At 54.4% G+C, this 17,361-nt stretch carries 13 protein-coding genes and 4 pseudogenes; 5 read left to right on the top strand and 12 right to left on the bottom strand.

Annotated features, from left to right (window positions below; translation table 11 throughout):
* Positions 1-192: 192 nt before the first annotated feature.
* The 3 genes from AC4PCC_RS10580 to AC4PCC_RS10570 all read right to left on the bottom strand — a co-directional run bounded on the left by AC4PCC_RS10580 (position 193) and on the right by AC4PCC_RS10570 (position 4,626).
* Positions 193-1,725 carry a carboxylesterase/lipase family protein gene (locus tag AC4PCC_RS10580; RefSeq protein WP_492127341.1) on the bottom strand — a complete coding sequence of 511 codons (1,533 nt, stop codon included), beginning with the start codon at positions 1,723-1,725 and terminating at the stop codon, positions 193-195.
* Positions 1,726-1,838: 113 nt separating this feature from the next.
* A complete protein-coding gene (gene hglS, locus AC4PCC_RS10575; RefSeq protein WP_492127340.1) occupies positions 1,839-3,212 on the bottom strand; it encodes a 2-oxoadipate dioxygenase/decarboxylase HglS in 1,374 nt (457 codons plus the stop codon).
* 91 nt (positions 3,213-3,303) lie between these two features.
* Positions 3,304-4,626: an MFS transporter gene (locus AC4PCC_RS10570; protein ID WP_492127339.1), complete on the bottom strand. Its 1,323-nt coding sequence runs from the start codon at positions 4,624-4,626 to the stop codon at positions 3,304-3,306.
* A 301-nt stretch (positions 4,627-4,927) separates the two neighbouring features.
* Here AC4PCC_RS10570 and AC4PCC_RS10565 point away from each other — a divergent pair, with 301 nt between their 5' ends.
* Complete coding sequence (locus AC4PCC_RS10565; protein ID WP_067701742.1) at positions 4,928-5,242, top strand: hypothetical protein; 315 nt, start codon at positions 4,928-4,930, stop codon at positions 5,240-5,242.
* Here AC4PCC_RS10565 and AC4PCC_RS10560 read toward each other — a convergent pair.
* The 6 genes and pseudogenes from AC4PCC_RS10560 to AC4PCC_RS10535 all read right to left on the bottom strand — a co-directional run.
* Positions 5,239-5,454, bottom strand: a pseudogene (locus AC4PCC_RS10560) (DUF4225 domain-containing protein); the annotation flags it as partial. The gene AC4PCC_RS10565 and the pseudogene AC4PCC_RS10560 overlap by 4 nt on opposite strands.
* Positions 5,455-5,598: 144 nt before the next feature.
* Positions 5,599-5,985 (bottom strand): hypothetical protein, encoded by a 387-nt coding sequence (locus AC4PCC_RS10555; RefSeq protein ID WP_492127338.1) that lies wholly within the window; start codon positions 5,983-5,985, stop codon positions 5,599-5,601.
* Positions 5,986-5,987: 2 nt separating this feature from the next.
* Positions 5,988-7,166: a hypothetical protein gene (locus AC4PCC_RS10550; RefSeq protein WP_492127492.1), complete on the bottom strand. Its 1,179-nt coding sequence runs from the start codon at positions 7,164-7,166 to the stop codon at positions 5,988-5,990.
* A gap of 177 nt (positions 7,167-7,343) precedes the next feature.
* Complete coding sequence (locus tag AC4PCC_RS10545; protein WP_492127337.1) at positions 7,344-7,691, bottom strand: PAAR domain-containing protein; 348 nt, start codon at positions 7,689-7,691, stop codon at positions 7,344-7,346.
* Between the two features lie 11 nt (positions 7,692-7,702).
* Entirely contained in the window at positions 7,703-8,224 is a 522-nt protein-coding gene (locus AC4PCC_RS10540) for a PAAR domain-containing protein (protein WP_492127336.1), read from the bottom strand.
* A 58-nt stretch (positions 8,225-8,282) separates the two neighbouring features.
* Positions 8,283-8,483 (bottom strand): annotated as a pseudogene (locus tag AC4PCC_RS10535) (helix-turn-helix domain-containing protein); the annotation flags it as partial.
* Between AC4PCC_RS10535 and AC4PCC_RS10530 the strand changes: the two are divergent.
* Positions 8,475-10,473, top strand: a pseudogene (locus AC4PCC_RS10530) (Tn3 family transposase); the annotation flags it as partial. The pseudogenes AC4PCC_RS10535 and AC4PCC_RS10530 overlap by 9 nt on opposite strands.
* A gap of 38 nt (positions 10,474-10,511) precedes the next feature.
* Here the strand turns inward: AC4PCC_RS10530 and AC4PCC_RS10525 are convergent.
* The 3 genes and pseudogenes from AC4PCC_RS10525 to AC4PCC_RS10515 form a co-directional block, all read right to left on the bottom strand.
* Positions 10,512-11,117, bottom strand: a pseudogene (locus AC4PCC_RS10525) (DUF4225 domain-containing protein); the annotation flags it as partial.
* Between the two features lie 129 nt (positions 11,118-11,246).
* Positions 11,247-11,813 carry a DNA endonuclease SmrA gene (gene smrA / locus AC4PCC_RS10520; RefSeq protein WP_492127335.1) on the bottom strand — a complete coding sequence of 189 codons (567 nt, stop codon included), beginning with the start codon at positions 11,811-11,813 and terminating at the stop codon, positions 11,247-11,249.
* Positions 11,814-11,910: 97 nt separating this feature from the next.
* Positions 11,911-12,864: a sugar-binding transcriptional regulator gene (locus tag AC4PCC_RS10515; protein WP_492127334.1), complete on the bottom strand. Its 954-nt coding sequence runs from the start codon at positions 12,862-12,864 to the stop codon at positions 11,911-11,913.
* A gap of 172 nt (positions 12,865-13,036) precedes the next feature.
* Here AC4PCC_RS10515 and dalD point away from each other — a divergent pair, with 172 nt between their 5' ends.
* From dalD to AC4PCC_RS10500, 3 genes are read left to right on the top strand one after another with little or no spacing between them, the layout of a single operon-like run.
* Positions 13,037-14,458, top strand: coding sequence for a D-arabinitol 4-dehydrogenase (dalD, locus tag AC4PCC_RS10510; protein WP_492127491.1), 1,422 nt, complete (start codon positions 13,037-13,039; stop codon positions 14,456-14,458).
* Positions 14,442-15,911 carry a xylulokinase gene (xylB, locus tag AC4PCC_RS10505; protein WP_492127333.1) on the top strand — a complete coding sequence of 490 codons (1,470 nt, stop codon included), beginning with the start codon at positions 14,442-14,444 and terminating at the stop codon, positions 15,909-15,911. The genes dalD and xylB overlap by 17 nt, the downstream gene beginning before the upstream one ends.
* Before the next feature lie 54 nt (positions 15,912-15,965).
* Complete coding sequence (locus AC4PCC_RS10500) at positions 15,966-17,255, top strand: MFS transporter (RefSeq protein WP_492127332.1); 1,290 nt, start codon at positions 15,966-15,968, stop codon at positions 17,253-17,255.
* Positions 17,256-17,361: the final 106 nt, after the last annotated feature.

Below are 17,361 nucleotides of genomic sequence, written 5' to 3'. Positions count from 1 at the left end.
CCCAGGCTGAGGGACGCATATCTTCTTTTATCGGCACGTCAGAGCAAAGTATGAGTTAATTTTCTATATGGGTCAGAACGTTAGCTGCCCTGATAATTTGTTAAATGACTGTAGTTAAAGTTGTTTATTCATGGAAGGTTACACTCAGCTAATGAAAACCTGTTTTAAAAAAGTGGCTGTTTTGTTAATTGATTATTCATCCAGACGCACCATTCTGCTGACCAGCAGGCGAAAGAGCTGAGTGCGCCGCCGCATAAATCGCGTCTCCAGCCGGATGACGCTGCGTCCCTGCTCACCAAAGCGCATGATCTCATCCTGCCCGGGCTGCCAGGCGGGCCAGGTCACCTCACCGGAAAGCGTCTGAGTGGAAGCGGATGCATCGCGGGCGAAGCGCAGCCAGTATTCGCTGACCTTTTGCGCGAATGCGCGGTCGGCGTCGCTAAAAGGCGGCTCCTCGCTCTGCGCTGAAAGCGGCGTGAGCGTATCCATGGTGTAGGGGATTTCATTGCCATGTGCGGTGCCGTACGGATAGATCTCCCGGGCGTTTTCTGAGACGTAGTCAAAGTAGTAGCGCCATACGGGTGCCCCCCGTCGATGCTGTGCCAGCGCGGCGATGTGTCCCATAGTGGTGAAGGTCATATCACGCGCAACCTGGCGGCCCAGTTCGCTGTCGTCACTGATGCCGCTGTAAAGCAGGCGGATCATTTTTAACCGCAGCCCAATGCGCTGCGTTTTGCGGATATCGGCAATCACCTTTGCCGGATCGAGCCCAAAATAGCTCAGTACGCTGGCTTCATCGCTGTTGCTGCCGATCATTAACGGCAGCCTGTGCTGGCGGGCGGCACTGAACACGTCCAGCATCGGCACGGGCAGCACCCGATCGCCCGCTATCGCCACCGGCCCGCTTCCCATTGCGCCGTCCAGCTGATAAAACGCTTCCGCCGGGAGCGCGCGCAGCTGCTCCGCCGTGGCATCCTTTAATTTAAAATGGGCGGCCACCGCCACGCCGTTCTTCAGCGCCTTTTCGCGAGGCATATCGGCAAGCGTGTAGGCACTTTGCGCAATTCCCTTATGGAATAACCCAGTTGTCAGCGGAGAGGCAAACAGGGTAAGCACGCTCCGCGCACCGGCAGATTCGCCAAAAACTGTGACGTTGTCACGGTTACCGCCAAAGGCCGAGATATTGCGCTGCACCCACTGGAGGGCGGCGATTTGATCGAGCAGACCGAAGTTGTTAACGTTTTCGCCCGCCTGATACTCCTTATCCAGTGCCGGATGGGCAAAAAAACCCAGATGGCCGAGTCGGTAATTGAGGGTCACCACCACCATGCCGCGCGCGGCCAGCGGCTGGCCACTGTAGGGCGGCAGCCCGCCGGAGCCGATAGCGAATCCCCCACCGTGGATCCACACCATTACCGGCAGCGCAGATGGAGGCGTCAGGTCGGGTGTCCAGACGTTTAAATAGAGACAATCCTCGCTGAGTGCACCCGGGTCCCCGCCACCGATGGCCGAGCAATAATCACGATTCTGCCAGCTGGCGTTGCCCCACTCCGTCGCATCGCGCTCGTCCTGCCAGGGCTGGACCGGCTTAGGGGGTTGCCATCGTCGGACGCCCACAGGAGGAGCAGCATAGGGTATGCCGCGAAACACAATAACATCGTCCTCCTGCTCCCCTTTCAGCCGGCCTTCCGCCGTCTCTGTCCTTATATAACGCGCGTTTTTCATTATCTCACCTGTAACAAGTCTGCCGACTAGTATTTGCAGACCCAGGACCAAAGTCCACTCAAGCGCGTTATTTGCAGATTATGCTTAAACGCCGGTACGGGCGCAGGCTGGCATTACCTTTCTGCATCCTGACTGACCGGCCGGGTAAGACCGCAGCGCCCCAGGCTCTGCTGCTCGCGCTGCTGGTACAGGGAGAGTTCATCAGCCACTGCGGCCCCCAGAGCGGCTTCAAACACCTCGCGTTCAGATCGTCCCCTAGCCTGCACGCGGGCCTGTTCACCGAGATTCGACTGGAAAATTCCGGCCGCACTGACCGGCAGAAAGTCCTCATAGACCATCGGAGTGGCAACAACCAGGCCGCGATCGATCAGTTCTTCAGGGTCTGCGTCAGCGGCTATCGCTGCGGGACTGGCCTGGCCTTTCTCGGTCAGTGCCCAGTTAAACCATGCCAGCCCCTGCTGGCGGAGCTTACGTGCATCATCTGGAAAAGCAGTGAATGCTGCGGTCAGGCGCTGTTGATGCGTGACGTTGTCACTGGAAGTGCCCGCTTCCTGCAGTAATCTGTCGTAAAGCGCCCGTCCTTTAGCGGTTAGCGCCACACCGCGCTGTTCGATCTCGCCAAAACGCGCGGTATGCGTGCCCGCGATGCGATCGGTAAAGTTAACCGGTTCATCCAGCGCTTTAAAGCTGGTCTGCCGAAGCAGCAATCCCACACGCCGTGTCGGCGGGCCTTCAATAATTGCTTTGGGGCTGATCCCCACTTCCGGCATCCGTGCCTGCACGCGATCGATATCCAGCGTGCGCGGCGTAAGGTGGTTAATGTGGCAGCCGGGGAAACAGACAACATCGGCAATTAACCGATGCTGCTGGCTCAGCGCCTCATAGGTGTCGCTATCAACGGTTGTTTGCTGATGCCAGCGGAACGTCTCCAGCGATTCGTGAATAAAGGCCCTGGCCTGCGCCTGACTGAAACCACCCTGCCGCTGGTGCAGGGCAATCAGCTCACGACAGTCAGCGGTGAAAATATCCCGGGCGGCGAGCACCTCTGTGGCTTTTGCCCGCAGATGCGGATCGTCAATCAGATCCAGACGCAGCAGCGAGGTAAATAACCTGAAGGGATTGATACTGAGCGCGCGATCGTCGATGGGCCGGAAGGCCGTTGAATGCACCGGCACGCCGGCCTGGGAGAGATCGTAATAGCCGACCGGGAACATACCCATAATGGCGAACAGTTCACGCAGCGTGGAAAGCTCCGCCGCCGTGCCGACGCGTATTGCGCCGTGGCGCTCTACGCTGAGACGGGAAAGCTCCCCGGCTGCGGCGAGCTGAGTTTTCAGCGCCGGATCCTGCTCCAGCACCTCACTATTCACCTGCGCGACCAGCTTCAGCAGCGTGCCGTACTGTGGCACCTCCCGCTGATACATGTCCGACATCGCGCTGGCGAACCCGGCGCGAATACTGTCTGCTGAAACCCATGAGTCTGCCATCGTCTGACCTTTTCTGCTGCGGGAATGCGCTCAGATTACTGGAAACTCAGCGGCGCAGAGAAAAAAATGAGCAAACTGTGATCCGGCAAGGCTAATCGCGACGATAGCCATAGCGGTATTTTGCCAGCAGCATCAGCGTGGTCAGCAGCGCCGGGAGGGCCAGACTGGTAAATACCTCGGTGATATGCCAGCCGATCGCCAGCATCTGCGCCCCAACAAAGGCGCTGAGAATGGCCCCCATGCGCCCCACTCCATGCATCCAGCTGGACCCGGTTGCCCGGGCATGGGTAGGATAGTAGCTGGCAGAGAGCGCATTCATTCCGGTATTGGCACCGTTCAGGCAAAAACCGCTGCCGAAGGCGACCAGGCTCAGCGTAAGCGTATGCGCGGGCACATAGCCAATCGCTACCGTGGCGATAGCACCGACGAAGTAGATCGCCGCCAGCGCCAGATTGGCATTGAAACGGTCCATCAACCAGCCCGCAAACAGCGAGCCAAGCGTCCCCCCAGCCTGGTATACGGCGGTCACCAGCGCCGCCTGCGTCACCGTCATTCCCATGTCTTTTATCAGCGTCGGCAGCCAGCTGCCGATCAGGTAAACCAGAAACAGCCCCATAAAGTAGCCGCACCACAGCATAGTGCTGCCAAACAGGTAAGGTCGCGTCAGTACCAGACCGACCGCGCCCCGGTCAGGCTTTTTTTCACCGCAGGCAAAGTGGCTGTCCGGCCCCGTTGTTCCCGGCGCCATCTGCTCGACAATCTGGCGGATCAGCGGCGCAGGCGCCTGGCGGGCGAGCAGGAACTGCACCGATTCCGGCAGCCACTTCAGCAAAAAAGGAACGATGGCTAACGGCAGCACGCCGCCCAAAATCAGTACCGCGTGCCAGCCAGCCGTGGGGATAAGCCAGGATGCGGCAAAGCCGCCTGCTGCCGCACCGAAGGTGAAGCCACAAAATACGACGGTGATCAGAAATGCGCGCCTGCGCGCCGGAGAGTATTCTGCGACCAGGGTGCCCACATTTGGCATGGCCGCGCCCAGGCCAAGCCCGGTAAGAAAGCGGAACAACATCATCTGCTCAGGATTGTTCGCAAACGCCGTCGCCAGCGTTAGCAGGCCAAAAAAGAGCACGCTGCTAATGATAATCACCCGGCGGCCAAAGCGATCCGCCAGCGGGCCTGCCGTCATCGCGCCCAACGCCAGCCCCACCAGCGCGGCACCAATCACCGCTCCCAGCTGTTGGGTGCTGACGCCCCATGCCGTTTTCAGCGCGGGGGCAATAAATCCCATCAGGGCGATATCCATGCCGTCCATCGCCACGACGGCAAAACTGAGCAGGATAATGCGCTGCTGATAGCGGCTTAAGCTGCTTTCATTAATCAAGGTTCGTACATCAATCGCGGCGGTGCTCTCCACGTTATCGCTCCCTCGTTCCGGCGGGTCACAATCGGCTGGCGGTGACCCCAAAAAAGTGCCGGCTATGATAACGGATTGCGCGCGATTTCTCCTGGATAAATAGGGCCATTTTGTGTGCAGTAATACTCGTCGGGAATGGAAGGCCAATCGCGCAAGAAACCACGTTAGTAAGTCAATTCTCTGATTCGTCTACAAAAAATTTAGATTTCTTTGCCATCGCTGACAGTTCAGTTTTGTCAGTTATTTCGTGTATACTCGCCATGAAGTATCTGCAAGTTTTAGGGATGAAAGGTGGAATGCTATGAAAGTGAGTGAAACTGCATTGCTGGAGTCAGGATTTAGCCATGCTGATCTTCAAAAAATCAAAAATAACGTGGAAAGTTATGGCGGAACTCTTGAAGAAGCGGTCAATGATCTCGCCCGCCGATTTAGTACGTTGCTCTGGGTCACAGGGGTATGTATTGTTGTTTTTCTATTACTGGTTGCTTTCACTTCACCCATCAGAGTAATGGCGGGAGGGCTGGCGATTATCGTTGGAATCACCATCATGTCATTTGCTCAGCCCCCGAAACTTTCATACAAATCCTGGCGTTACCGGAAAATCTTCAAAGGTTAACTATTGCCACTATCTGTCGTAAGAAGGTCGAAAATCACTTTTGCTTTCACACCGTAACCAACAATCTTCATTGTTAATTTGGGGCGGCTCATCGTTTCTACTTTGCGATAATAGTCCCGCGGCATCCATCTAAATAATCTCCATGCCCCCGGTTTTCGTGCCAGCCCCAAAATACTATAAGCACTCGCCCCCAGAGTGACCCCGTTATAAAAAGGGCTCCGTTTGGGAAACGGAAAATATTGTACGCTAGGACTAAAATTTGACCATCTCGATACGAGAGAACCGCTACCTGAGCGGCTTCTCGTATTCTGAGGGGAATCTCGATACTGCGCACCACTCAAACGATCTTAAGAAGATTATTCTGAATCTTTGATCTTAATAGTATATGTTTTATCAAATTCCCCGCCTGTCGCTACATTAGTGCCAAACAATCCGCCTGATACTCGTATGGTGACGATCCCCTGCTTTACTGGTACTCCCTGAATCCTGACGCAATTGTGAGCAGGAGAATCATTACAATACCTTAAAGTTAATCCTGTATCGGGGGGAATTATTTCACCTACGAATCTTTCTTTCCCACTAGAATCTAAAGATGATACAGCGCCACCATTTATATTTATTTCACTGGCATACGGCGTTCCTACTATAGCATAGTTAAGTGAATTACCATCAGGAGTAACATCAGCATGTAAAGTACATGCTGATACTAAAAATGAAATATAAATAACAGAAAATATCCTCATGGCTATTTTAATGGTTTGAAAACCATCCCCCCGAAGAATCTATTGATAAAAAATTGCAAATCTTTTTTCTGTTTAATCCAGTTAGCTGACCTTCCCCAGGAAAATAATTTTAAATTAACATACCCATTATCATCCTGTGTTACAGAACCATCCCATACAACCCAGTGCGTAGGTAATGTCGTGTTGTTTGTACTACCTTCAAGCAGTCCATCATTTATTAATGTCACGACTTTATGGCCTTGCTCTACATACTTATTTAAATCTCTGATTCCCTGGGCGCCTGCCTGAGTGATTCCTACATTACTGAACACCTTTTCATAACCGGCCTTTTCAAACCATTCCGTTAGTGTTTGCCACATTGTGATGCCAGCAACTGGAGAATCAAGAGCATCAAAGCTCAGCATGGTATTCTCTGAATCCCTGAGTCCAGCCAGTGTCATCCAGTCAAGCCCTAAGATCCTTGGCTGACCTCCACTTGTATAAAACATACCTGAAGGGTGTTTACACCCTTCGCCAGGGGAGATTGTCAGTGCACCTATTTTAGTCTTTCCATACCGCCATAGTTCCCTGGCAGCTTGTGCATATACATCAGGACGGTCCATTTGAACACAGTAAAAAAATGCAGCAGGTCCACATACACTTGCCCTATCCTGATAAGGGTAAGAATAATGATAAAATCTGTCGTTTATCTCAGATTCAATTTTGTTTTTTTCAAAAGGGTCTCTGGGATTACCAATGGAGTATTCTTTCGCAATAAACGGTCGTTCAGGAATGGTGATTTTTATCTGCTTTGTTTCGCCCCCCTGACTTTCAGGCTTCATTGTCCCTTTTGACTCAAAATAACGGGGGTTTTCCCGCTTCACCGGAGACCAGGCTTTGCCTGATGTAAATTCTTCCAGCGTGTACATCTTAGTGAACGGAACAGGCGTTACACAGTGCGTGTGTAACATGATTTTCCGGTAAAGCTTCATTTCCATAATATAAATGGTCGAGAGTAACTCATTTATATTTCCGGTCATGTGACTCTGTGTTTCATAATTACCCAGAAACGGCTGTTGTTTCACATCCACCAGAGGATATTTATTCCTGCTGGAGTCCATGCGATAAATGCACAGGTCATACAACAAAGAATCAGCCGGGACATTAGAGTTAATACGGGTACTGAGGTGGTAAACAGCCATCATTAATCCATTAATATATGCAGGTTAATATTTTCAGCGGATTCAGCAAAATGACACTCTGTCATCCCCTGGTTATCCGTACTCCCCGTTTCGGTGTGGCCTTCCGGGAATATCAGAACGTATCGGCAATCCACCATCAGCCTGCCGTCATCATCGGCACACTGAAAACGAAGGGTGTTACGTGAAGAAGGTTGCTGTGCCGGCTGGCTCTGTGCGCTGACAATTTTTGCCGTTGACGGATTTCCCGCCGAAGTTCGTTCCGGTCGCACATCCACAGCGTACTGGTGAACCATCGACGGTTACGGCCCGTCCTTGTGGGTTGGTCTGCCGGAGATCGCCGGAAGCAATCACTCCTGGCTGCCCGCACTTCGGGCAGAGTGACGTTTTATCGCCCACGTAGAGCTTTCGCCTTCCGTTCACCGACCAGCCCTGACTCCCGGCATAACAGACTGCCCCTGTTGACGTTTTATCACCATCAAGCCCGGAGTTTTTGCCGTGCACACCGCTCCATCTGTTGTCTGACATACATGTTTTCCTCAGTCCGTAAGAATATGCAGGCTGATATCGTCTGCCGATTCGGCATAATGCCATCCAGTAACCCCGTGCTCATCGGTAACGCCAGCTTCAGAGCGTCCGTCCGCGAACATCAGGGTATAACGGCAACCGGCCATTAGCTGCCCCCCGTCACCGGCGCACTGAAAGCGAATACAGTTCTGGGCGCTGGAGTCCTGAGCTTGCTGTGCAGTAATGGAGGTATGATGGGTATTGCGGGAGGTCAGGGTACCCGGCATCGTGCTGGTATACTGTGTGGCAGAGCCGAAAACGTAATGGTCCGGGCAATGGCATAATACTCTGTCACCCGTGGCAACATAAGCCCGCCCTTCTTCGGCCCAGTCCTGAGCCGAAGCCAGAAGTTCAAAGTAGCCATCACATTTACTGCATGATGCCTTGTCACCGGTCCGGGCTATTGCTTTATTTCCCTCAAACCAGGTCGCAGTGGCAGAAATGATTTCCCCATAACTTGTTTTGTCGCCCAGGCAGGCCAGTGCTCTTGCCATTATTAATCCCTCAATATATAAGCGGTTATACTCATCGGCATCATACAGCAATCACGACTTAACCAAAATCACTCGCTTCTGATTGTCGGTACAGCGCCTGAATGCGGCATATCTGGGAAGGGCTGTATCCCGTTGCATCCGCTGTGTCCCTGATACTGAGTTTCTTGACCTGCCGGTAGTACAGGACTTTCTGATGCCGTTCCTGATCGGCCTGTTTTCCCCGGTACTTACCCAACGTATGGGCCCGTTCGTTTCCGTTGGGCAGGCGATCCTGGATGCACGCAACGCAGGCGAAGACCCTCTGTCTGCTGTTGAACAGATATTACCGTGGGAAAATTTTGCCGCCAGCCTGGAGGAAACCCGACTCCTTGCACCTAAGGATAATTTCGGACCACTTCATCTTATTACCGAAAAATTCAGCACGCTGCGTAAATATTCTTCCCGGTTGTTATCGGCGCTGCAACTGAGGGCCACTCCGGCCGCCTTACCACTTAATAATGCCCTTGATACTATCCGTGAGATGTACCGTAAACAGCTAAGAAAGGTTCCTTCATCGGCACCGCTGGATTTCATTCCTGAGAGCTGGAAAAAGATGGTGGTCACTCCCTCAGGTATTGACCGACAATACTATGAAATTTGCGCAATGAACGAGCTCAAGGGGGCACTGCGGGCCGGTGATATATGGGTCCGGGGCTCCCGGCGCTACAAAGACTTTGATGACTATCTTATGCCTGGCGACGATTTCGAAAAGTTATTAAATAATAACCAGTTAAATTTACCTGTTGAAACAGAATGCGGGGCTTATCTTAAGGCGAGGCTGACGCTACTGGCCTCCCGGCTTGAGGAAGTTAATGCAATGGCCGCCGCCGGGGATCTTCCCGATGTGGATATTTCAGATAAAGGTGTAAAGATCACCCCGCTGGATAACAGCGTTCCTTCAACAGTCTCACCACTGGCTGACCTGATTTACAACATGTTGCCGCACCCCAAAATTACAGAAATACTGTATGAAGTTGAACGATGGACAGCCTTCACGCGTCATTTTACCCACCTGAAGAACCCGCTTACCCGCCCGCAGGATGATCGTTTGTTTCTCACCACCATCCTGGCGGATGGCATCAATCTGGGGCTGACTAAAATGGCAGAGTCCTGTCCGGGAACCACACGGGCTTCGCTGGAAAATATGCAGGCATGGTATATCCGTGATGAAACGTACTCTGCTGCACTGGCCGAACGGGTTAATGCCCAGAAGTCACGTCCGCTGGCGGTATTATGGGGAGATGGTTCAACCTCATCTTCTGACGGCCAGAATTTTCGGATTGGCAGCCACGGCCGCTATGCGGGTCAGGTTAATCTGAAGTACGGTCAGGAGCCGGGGGGTCAGTTTTATACCCATATTTCTGACCAGTACAGTCCGTTTTACACCAAAGTGATCAGCCGTGTTCGTGATTCCACCCACGTACTTGATGGCCTGCTGTATCACGAAAGTGATCTTGAAATCACGGAGCATTACACCGATACGGCAGGTTTCACGGAACATGTTTTTGCGCTGATGCATCTGCTGAGGTTCGCTTTTGCACCAAGGATCCGGGATCTTCACGACAAACGGTTATTTATTCAGGGGAAGGCTGATAAATATCCAGCTCTATAGTCTATTATTTCCACAACCCGACTGAATATCAAAGAGATAGAAACCCATTGGAATGAAATTCTGAGGCTGGCGACCTCAATCAAACAGGTAACGGTGACCGCTTCTCTGATGCTGAAAAAACTGGCCAGCTATCCGAAACAGAATGGACTTGCCAAGGCGCTGAGGGAAATTGGCCGTATTGAGCGAACTTTGTTTATGCTGGACTGGTTCCGCGATCCAGCATTGCGTCGCAGGGTTCAGGCCGGTCTGAATAAAGGAGAAGCCCGGAATGCCGTTGCCAGAGCCGTCTTCATGCATCGTCTTGGCGAAATAAGGGATCGAGGTCTGGAAAACCAGAGTTACCGGGCCAGCGGACTGACGCTGATTACCGCCGCGATCACATTGTGGAATACCGTATATATAGAAAACGCCATTAACCTGCTGAAAAAAAAGGGGCTACATCTCAATGAGCAATTGTTGTCACACTTGTCTCCGCTGGGCTGGGAGCATATTAATCTGACTGGAGACTTTATCTGGCGAAACAATAAAAAAACTGGCTGAAGGGAAGTATCGTCCTTTGCGGCCAGTTGATGTCAGTCAGTACAAAAAATCATCGTAACGTACAATATTTTCCGTTTCCCAAACGGAGTCCTAAAAAGCCAGCCCTGTTTTCGGACTGAATCCCATAAACTGGGCTGTTTGCATCACGGAATCTGCAACAATTCCCTGTGAATGTCTGTAGCCCGTCGGCTGTGTAAAATTGATTGTTTCCTTAGATAAACCGTTAATTCCGTCAACAATTAAGACCGCACCGGCCAGCATTCCTATCGGACCCATTGTGGATAACATCACAAAACCACCGAAGAGCACCACGCCTGATAGCACTACATTTACCGCCGAAATCACATACCCGACAATCTTATTATTTTCCCGGACAAACTCCACTTTGGCATAAAGTTTCGCTACTTTCGTGCGCAGCATTCGATCCTGCTCTTCAAGATTCTCGGTCTCTGCCCTAAGGTTTTTTATGCAGGCCATGCACTCTTCATCAGACTTTGCGCGTCGTACGGCGGTGAACTGCTGCTCTACAACCTCTTTTATTTCCTGGACAAATTTCATCCGGGTCAGCCCGTCTCTGAGATTGAAAGCAGACAGCGTATTAGCTGTATTGATAAGCTTTCTTGCCTCAAGATTAACCATTGTTTCGGCCCAGGCTTTATTTCTTCCGCCAGAGCGCATCATATCAAGCAATGCCGCATCCATTTTTTTTCTCCCTGTATATACATCGCTGATGATACCCCTTGTCAGACCACAGATGCGGTTAAACAAAGTGACGCCTCGTCGCCGTATGCACGTTAATAACGCTTTTCGGTGACTCTGTCGTCCTGTCAATCAGCGGCTGCGTTTAGCATGACGCTCACGATTATCCAGGCGCGCACGTTCACTTTTACGCAGCGCCACGTAGCAGGCCCCGCTTCCGCCGTGCTGAACCTGTGCACTACAGAAACTCTGGACGTTTTCAAACTGCTGCAGCCAGCGTGAGAGAAAACTGCGCACAATATTGGCATGAGAGGTCGTATTCCGGCCTTTACCATGAATAATTAACAGATTGCGAATATTGTCCTTTTCCGACTGGCACATAAATTGATAGAGCGACTGACGACAGGATTCAACCGGCTGGCGGATGAGATTCAGGCTGGCTTCAGGGCGATACTTCCCCTGGCGCAGCTTGTCCAGCACGCCCTGCTGGATCCCCTCGGCTTTATATTCCAGCGGGGTGATAAGCGGCAGCAGATCGTCCAGGCTGTCGATCAGCGGATTATCTGGCGTGTCGTCCTCGGGCGATCGCGGAGGAGTGAGCGTGGGAGCTCGTAACCAGAGAACATTTTCACCGTCACTCAGCGGCGTAACGTCGCCCATTGCCTCTCTGAACAGCGCGTTATCATCAGGATGTGTCATGGCATGCCTCCGATAGGGTCAGCGTGAGGCGGAGGGCGACTCACGCGGAAATGACTGCCGGACAAGTTTAGCAAATCTTCCCGGCGAGCGTCTTTCCCTAATCCTCTGCCGCGAGGGCAAATCTGGCGCTCTCTTCGTCCGTCACCAGGCCTGATATCCATCCCCCTTTCAGGACGGCGCGGATTGCCCGATGCTTCTCCTGCCCGCCGGCAAAAGCGATGACGCTGCGTGAGGTAGCGGAGGTCAGCCTGACGCTGGTGAGCCGCGCATCCAGATCGCTGCTGACCCGCTGTCCGTCCTCACCGATGAAATGCCCGAGCATTTCGGCGGCAACCTGCTGTTTTTCCAGCATGGCAACCTGCTCGTCGCTGATAAAACCGTCGACATTGAGCGGACAGCCTGGCGCAACCTGCCCGATCCCGACATAGAGCACATCCGCCTGCGCGGCTTTCTCGGTGACCGTACGATAGATCCGGTGGTTGCACCACAGCGCGCGATCCTGTTCGCTATCGGCGTAGAGTGGCGCGGGCAGAATAAAATAGCGTCCCTGCGTTTTCTCTGCCATCCACAGCGGCACGTCGTAGCGGGTACAGGAGCCATCGCTGGCAATCGCGCCAATCAGCGAGACGCAGCTGTGTTGCGGACGATCGAACAGCGGCAATTCATCAATGGTGGCGCGCAGCGTTCTGCCCGACCCCACGGCGATGGTCTGTGGTGTTTCGAGCTTTAATGTCTGCCCCATCACCTCCGCCCCTGCCACGGCAATCATCTGCTGCAGCCCCTCTGCCCCTGCGCCTGACGAGGGCACCACCTGACAAAAATCGAGTGTGAAGCGCGTTTTAAGGCGCCCGGCCAGCGTCATACAGTCTGCGACCGGATGCGCAATGGTGACGCTTACCAGTCCCTGCTCGCTGGCCATGGCGACCAGACGCTGCGCCACCTGGCGGGAAACACCCAGCCTGTCGGCAATCTGATGCTGGGTTTCCCCCGCAACGTAGTACAGCCAGGCGGCCCGGGCAGCCTGGTCCAGCTTCCTGTCATGCTTGCTCATGAGTGTGCTCTGCAATGTTTTTCTAAGCTTACTCTGAATAATTGCCCAGCTTCCGGGCAAAAGCAAATTGTGTGATCGGTTCCGCAGACATCAGCTCAGTTTCACAGCAGTCTATAGCATATCAGGCAAAAGCTCATGGTGAGAGCAAATGCCCAATTAACAGGAGAGTATGATGACTGCTTCAACCCATTCCGTCTGGATGCATATCGGTGCTGGCTCTTTCCATCGCGCCCACCAGGCCTGGTATCTCCACCGCCTGCGCGAACAGGGGGATAAAGCGTGGCATATCGCACTGAGTAACATTCGTGACGACGCCGTTCCGCTGTTGACATCGCTGACCGCGCAGCAAGGGGAGTATGTGCTGGAGACCGTGACGCCGGAAGGGGATCGCGCCTACGAAAAAATCAGCTCGATCAGAACCATTGTCCCCTGGGACGCTGAGCTGAAAGGGATGATTGCTCAGGGGGCCGATGCGGCAACGCGCGTGATTGCCTTTACCGTGACGGAGAGCGGCTACTATCTGGATAACGATCATCAGCTTGATGCTCAGCATCCCGATATTCAGGCTGACCTGCAGGGCGAAGCGCGTACCCTGTATGGTGCGCTGACCCGCGTGCTGCTGGCGCGTATGGCCGCGCACGGGGATCCGGTCACCCTGCTGAACTGTGACAATCTTCGCCATAACGGTGAGCGCTTCCGCCAGGGCTTTTTGACCTTCCTTTCGCTGCGCAAAGAGGAAGCGCTGTACGCCTGGGTGCGTGACCAGACCACGTCGCCCAATACTATGGTCGATCGCATCACTCCTCGCCCGACCGACGATATCGCACCGCGCGTGCTGAAGGCCACCGGCTTTCGCGACAGCGCACCGGTGATGGCCGAGTCGTTTATTCAGTGGGTAATCGAAGATGATTTCGCTGCGGGCCGCCCGGCGCTGGAAAATGTCGGCGTCGAACTGGTGGACTCGGTTCTGCCCTGGGAAGAGGCGAAAATCCGTATACTGAACGCCAGCCACAGCTGCATTGCCTGGGCAGGCACGCTGGTGGGGCAGCTCTGCATCCATCAGAGTACGCAAACCCCGGAGATCAAGGAGATGGCGTGGGAGTATGTCACGCAGGATGTTATCCCTTCGCTTCTGCCCAGCCCGCTTGACCTTGAAGAGTATCGTGATGTCGTGCTGGCCCGCTTTGCGAATCCCTGGATACGTGACACCAACCAGCGCGTGGCGGCAGACGGCCTCTCTAAAATACCGGGCTTCATCACCCCCACGCTAATGGAACGCTACGCCAGCGGCGAGACGCCGCGTGCAACCGCGGTACTGCCCGCCCTGTTCTTTCTTTTCCTCCAGCGCTGGCACGCTGAGGCACTCCCGTATGCCTATCAGGATGGTGCGCTCAATGCGCCCGAACTGCATGCCCTGCTGAGCCGGGAAGATGCGCTACAGCGTTTTGCCAGCGATGAGACGCTGTTTGGTCCCCTCGCCCATAAAGCGGAATTTGCCACCCTGCTACAGGACACCGTAACCAGCCTGACCGACTGGGCAAAACAGCCCCAGCCGGTAAGCGACGAGGGGGTCGATTATGTATCTGGGAATTGATGCCGGTACCTCGGAAATCAAGACGCTGGTGATTAACGATCGGGGCGACGTGGTTGCCACCGCCGGGGCCAGGCTGAGTGTCCAGCGCCCTCATCCGCGCTGGTCAGAACAGGATCCGGCACAGTGGTGGCAGGCGACTCAGCAGGCGATAGGTGAACTGCGGCAGAAAGTGGGCGACGAGTGGTCGCAGATACGTGCTATCGGCCTGTCGGGCCAGATGCACGGTGCCGTGCTGATGGACAGAGAGAACCGCGTGCTTCGCCCCTGTATTTTATGGAACGACACCCGCAGCGCGGCGGAGTGCGCGGAGCTGACGACGATGGCCCCTGACCTTGCGGCTGTCGCGGGCAACCTCGCCATGCCCGGGTTTACCGCGCCTAAGCTGCTCTGGGTGGCACGGCATGAACCGCAGATCTTCGCGCAGACCGCCAGCGTATTGCTGCCAAAAGACTATCTGCGCTGGAAAATGTGCGGTGAAAAAATCAGCGACATGTCCGACGCCGCAGGTACGCTGTGGCTGGATGTGGCCAGACGTGACTGGTCAGACAGCCTGCTGGCAGCCTGCGGTCTGACGCGTGACCATATGCCCCGCCTCGTCGAGGGATCGCAGCCGGCCGGTAAGCTTAAGGCTGAACTGGCTCGAAACTGGGGACTGAGCGAAGAGGTGATTATAGCCGGAGGCGGCGGTGATAACGCCGCCAGCGCGGTAGGCATTGGCGCAGTAGAACCCGGAGATGCTTTTATCTCGCTGGGAACCTCCGGCGTGCTGTTTGCCGTCAACGATCGCTTTCGGCCGAATCCCGCCTCTGCGGTCCATGCCTTTTGCCATGCTATCCCGGACCGCTGGCATCAGATGAGCGTGATGCTGACCGCCGCCAGCGCCCTGCGCTGGCTGTGTGATTTGCTGGGTGCATCTGAAACGACGCTGCTCTACGAAGTGGCGACCTTAAGCCTGTCCGAACAGCAGATCGCCCCGCTATTTCTGCCTTATCTTTCGGGCGAACGCACGCCGCATAACGATCCCGATGCCACGGGTTCTTTTCATGGCCTGACGCACAGTACGCAGCGCGCCGCGCTGGCCTATGCCGTGCTGGAGGGCGTGACCTTTGGCATGGCCGACGGCATGAAAGTGCTGAGCGAAGCGGGCACCTCGCTGGAATGCTGTTCCCTGACGGGCGGCGGCGCCCGCAGTCCCTGGTGGGCACAGCTGATGGCCGACGTGTTGGATCTTCCCATTATAACCCACCAGGGCGGTGAAGCGGGCGGCGCGCTCGGTGCCGCGCGGCTGGGCTGGCTGGCGGATGGTGGGGAACAGACCACCGTCTGCCGCAAGCCGCCGGAGCTGAAACGGTATCTGCCCGATGCGGGACGCCAGGTGGTGCTGCGCAAGCGCCTTGCTCACTTTCGCCTGCTCTACCAACAACAGCGCGAGGCCCGCGCACTCGGTTTCTAAACTCTACCCGGCCGCCATGTCCGTCCGGGCCCTGCATGCATCAGAGGAATTATTATGAAATCAGAAAAACACTGGTTCGGACTGCCGCTCTCTCTGTTCTGGGGCTATATCGCTATAGCCGTGTTTATGAGCGGCGACGGCTTTGAGATGGCCTTTCTGTCCAAACATATTACCGATATGGGCTTTACCCCGTCTCAGTCGGCGCTGGTCTTTACCCTCTATGGTGCCGCAGCCGCATTGGCGGCGTGGAGTTCCGGGGTGGTGGCTGAAATTATCACCCCGCAGCGCGCCATGCGTATCGGCTTTTTCCTGTGGGTGATCATGCATATTTTGTTTATGACCCTGGGGCTGGGAATGCGCAACTATCCGCTGATGCTGCTGTTTTACGGCATTCGCGGCCTGGCCTATCCGCTTTTTATTTACTCATTCGTCATGCTGGTCGTACAGAACGTACCGAAGCACCGGCTCTCCTCCGCGATGGGCTGGTTCTGGGCGATGTATTCTATTGGTATTGGCTGCGTCGGTAGCTATCTTCCCAGCTTTACCATTCCCTGGATGGGCGAAACGGGTACGCTGTGGTTTGCCATTGCCTGGGTGGTCGTCGGCGGCCTGATGGCGATGTTTTTGCTGCGTAACGTCGGGGGGGAAAGTGAGAAGGCTAACCTTTCCACGCGGGAAAAACTCACCGAGCTGTCGCGGGCAGTGACCATCCTGTTCACCAATCGCAATATTTTCCTTGCCTGTCTGATCCGCATCATTAACACGCTTTCGCTGTTCGGTTTTGCGGTGATTATGCCCCTGCTGTTTGTTGGCAGGCTGGGCTTTACCATGTCCGAGTGGTTGCAAATCTGGGCGGTGTTCTTCTTCATCACCATTTTCACCAATATCATGTGGGGCGTGCTGGGCGAATACATTGGCTGGATCCGCCAGGTACGCTGGTTTGGCTGCCTTGGCTGTGCGATATCGAGCCTGGCCTTCTATTATCTGCCCGTTACTTTCGGCCACAACTATTGGGTGGCGATGATACCCGCCGTGATGCTGGGCATTACCGTGGCGGCATTTGTGCCGATGACGGCCGTTTTCCCGGTGCTGGAACCAAAGCATAAAGGCGCGGCCATCTCGATTTATAATCTTTCAGCAGGTCTCAGTAATTTCCTTGCGCCAGCAATCGCTTCGCTGGTGCTGCCTTTCTTTGATATCGTCGGCGTGGTCTGGACCTATACCGGTCTCTACCTGTTTGCCGGGATTTTGACGCTGATTATCCGCGTCGAGCAGCCCGCACGCATATCGGCAAGTCAGGAGTCAAAAGGCTATGGCGAAGCCATTCCGCTACAAAACAAGTAGTCCTGCATTGAATCAGTAAGTTACGTAAAGGGATAGCCTGACTATGGGCTATCCCTTTTGCTTTATGTGGCTAAAACTGCTCTGATGAGTTCCTTTTTGTAACTAA

The organism is Erwinia sp. L03-1 (genome assembly GCF_058686115.1).
This window is presented reverse-complemented; position numbering and strand designations above follow the sequence as displayed.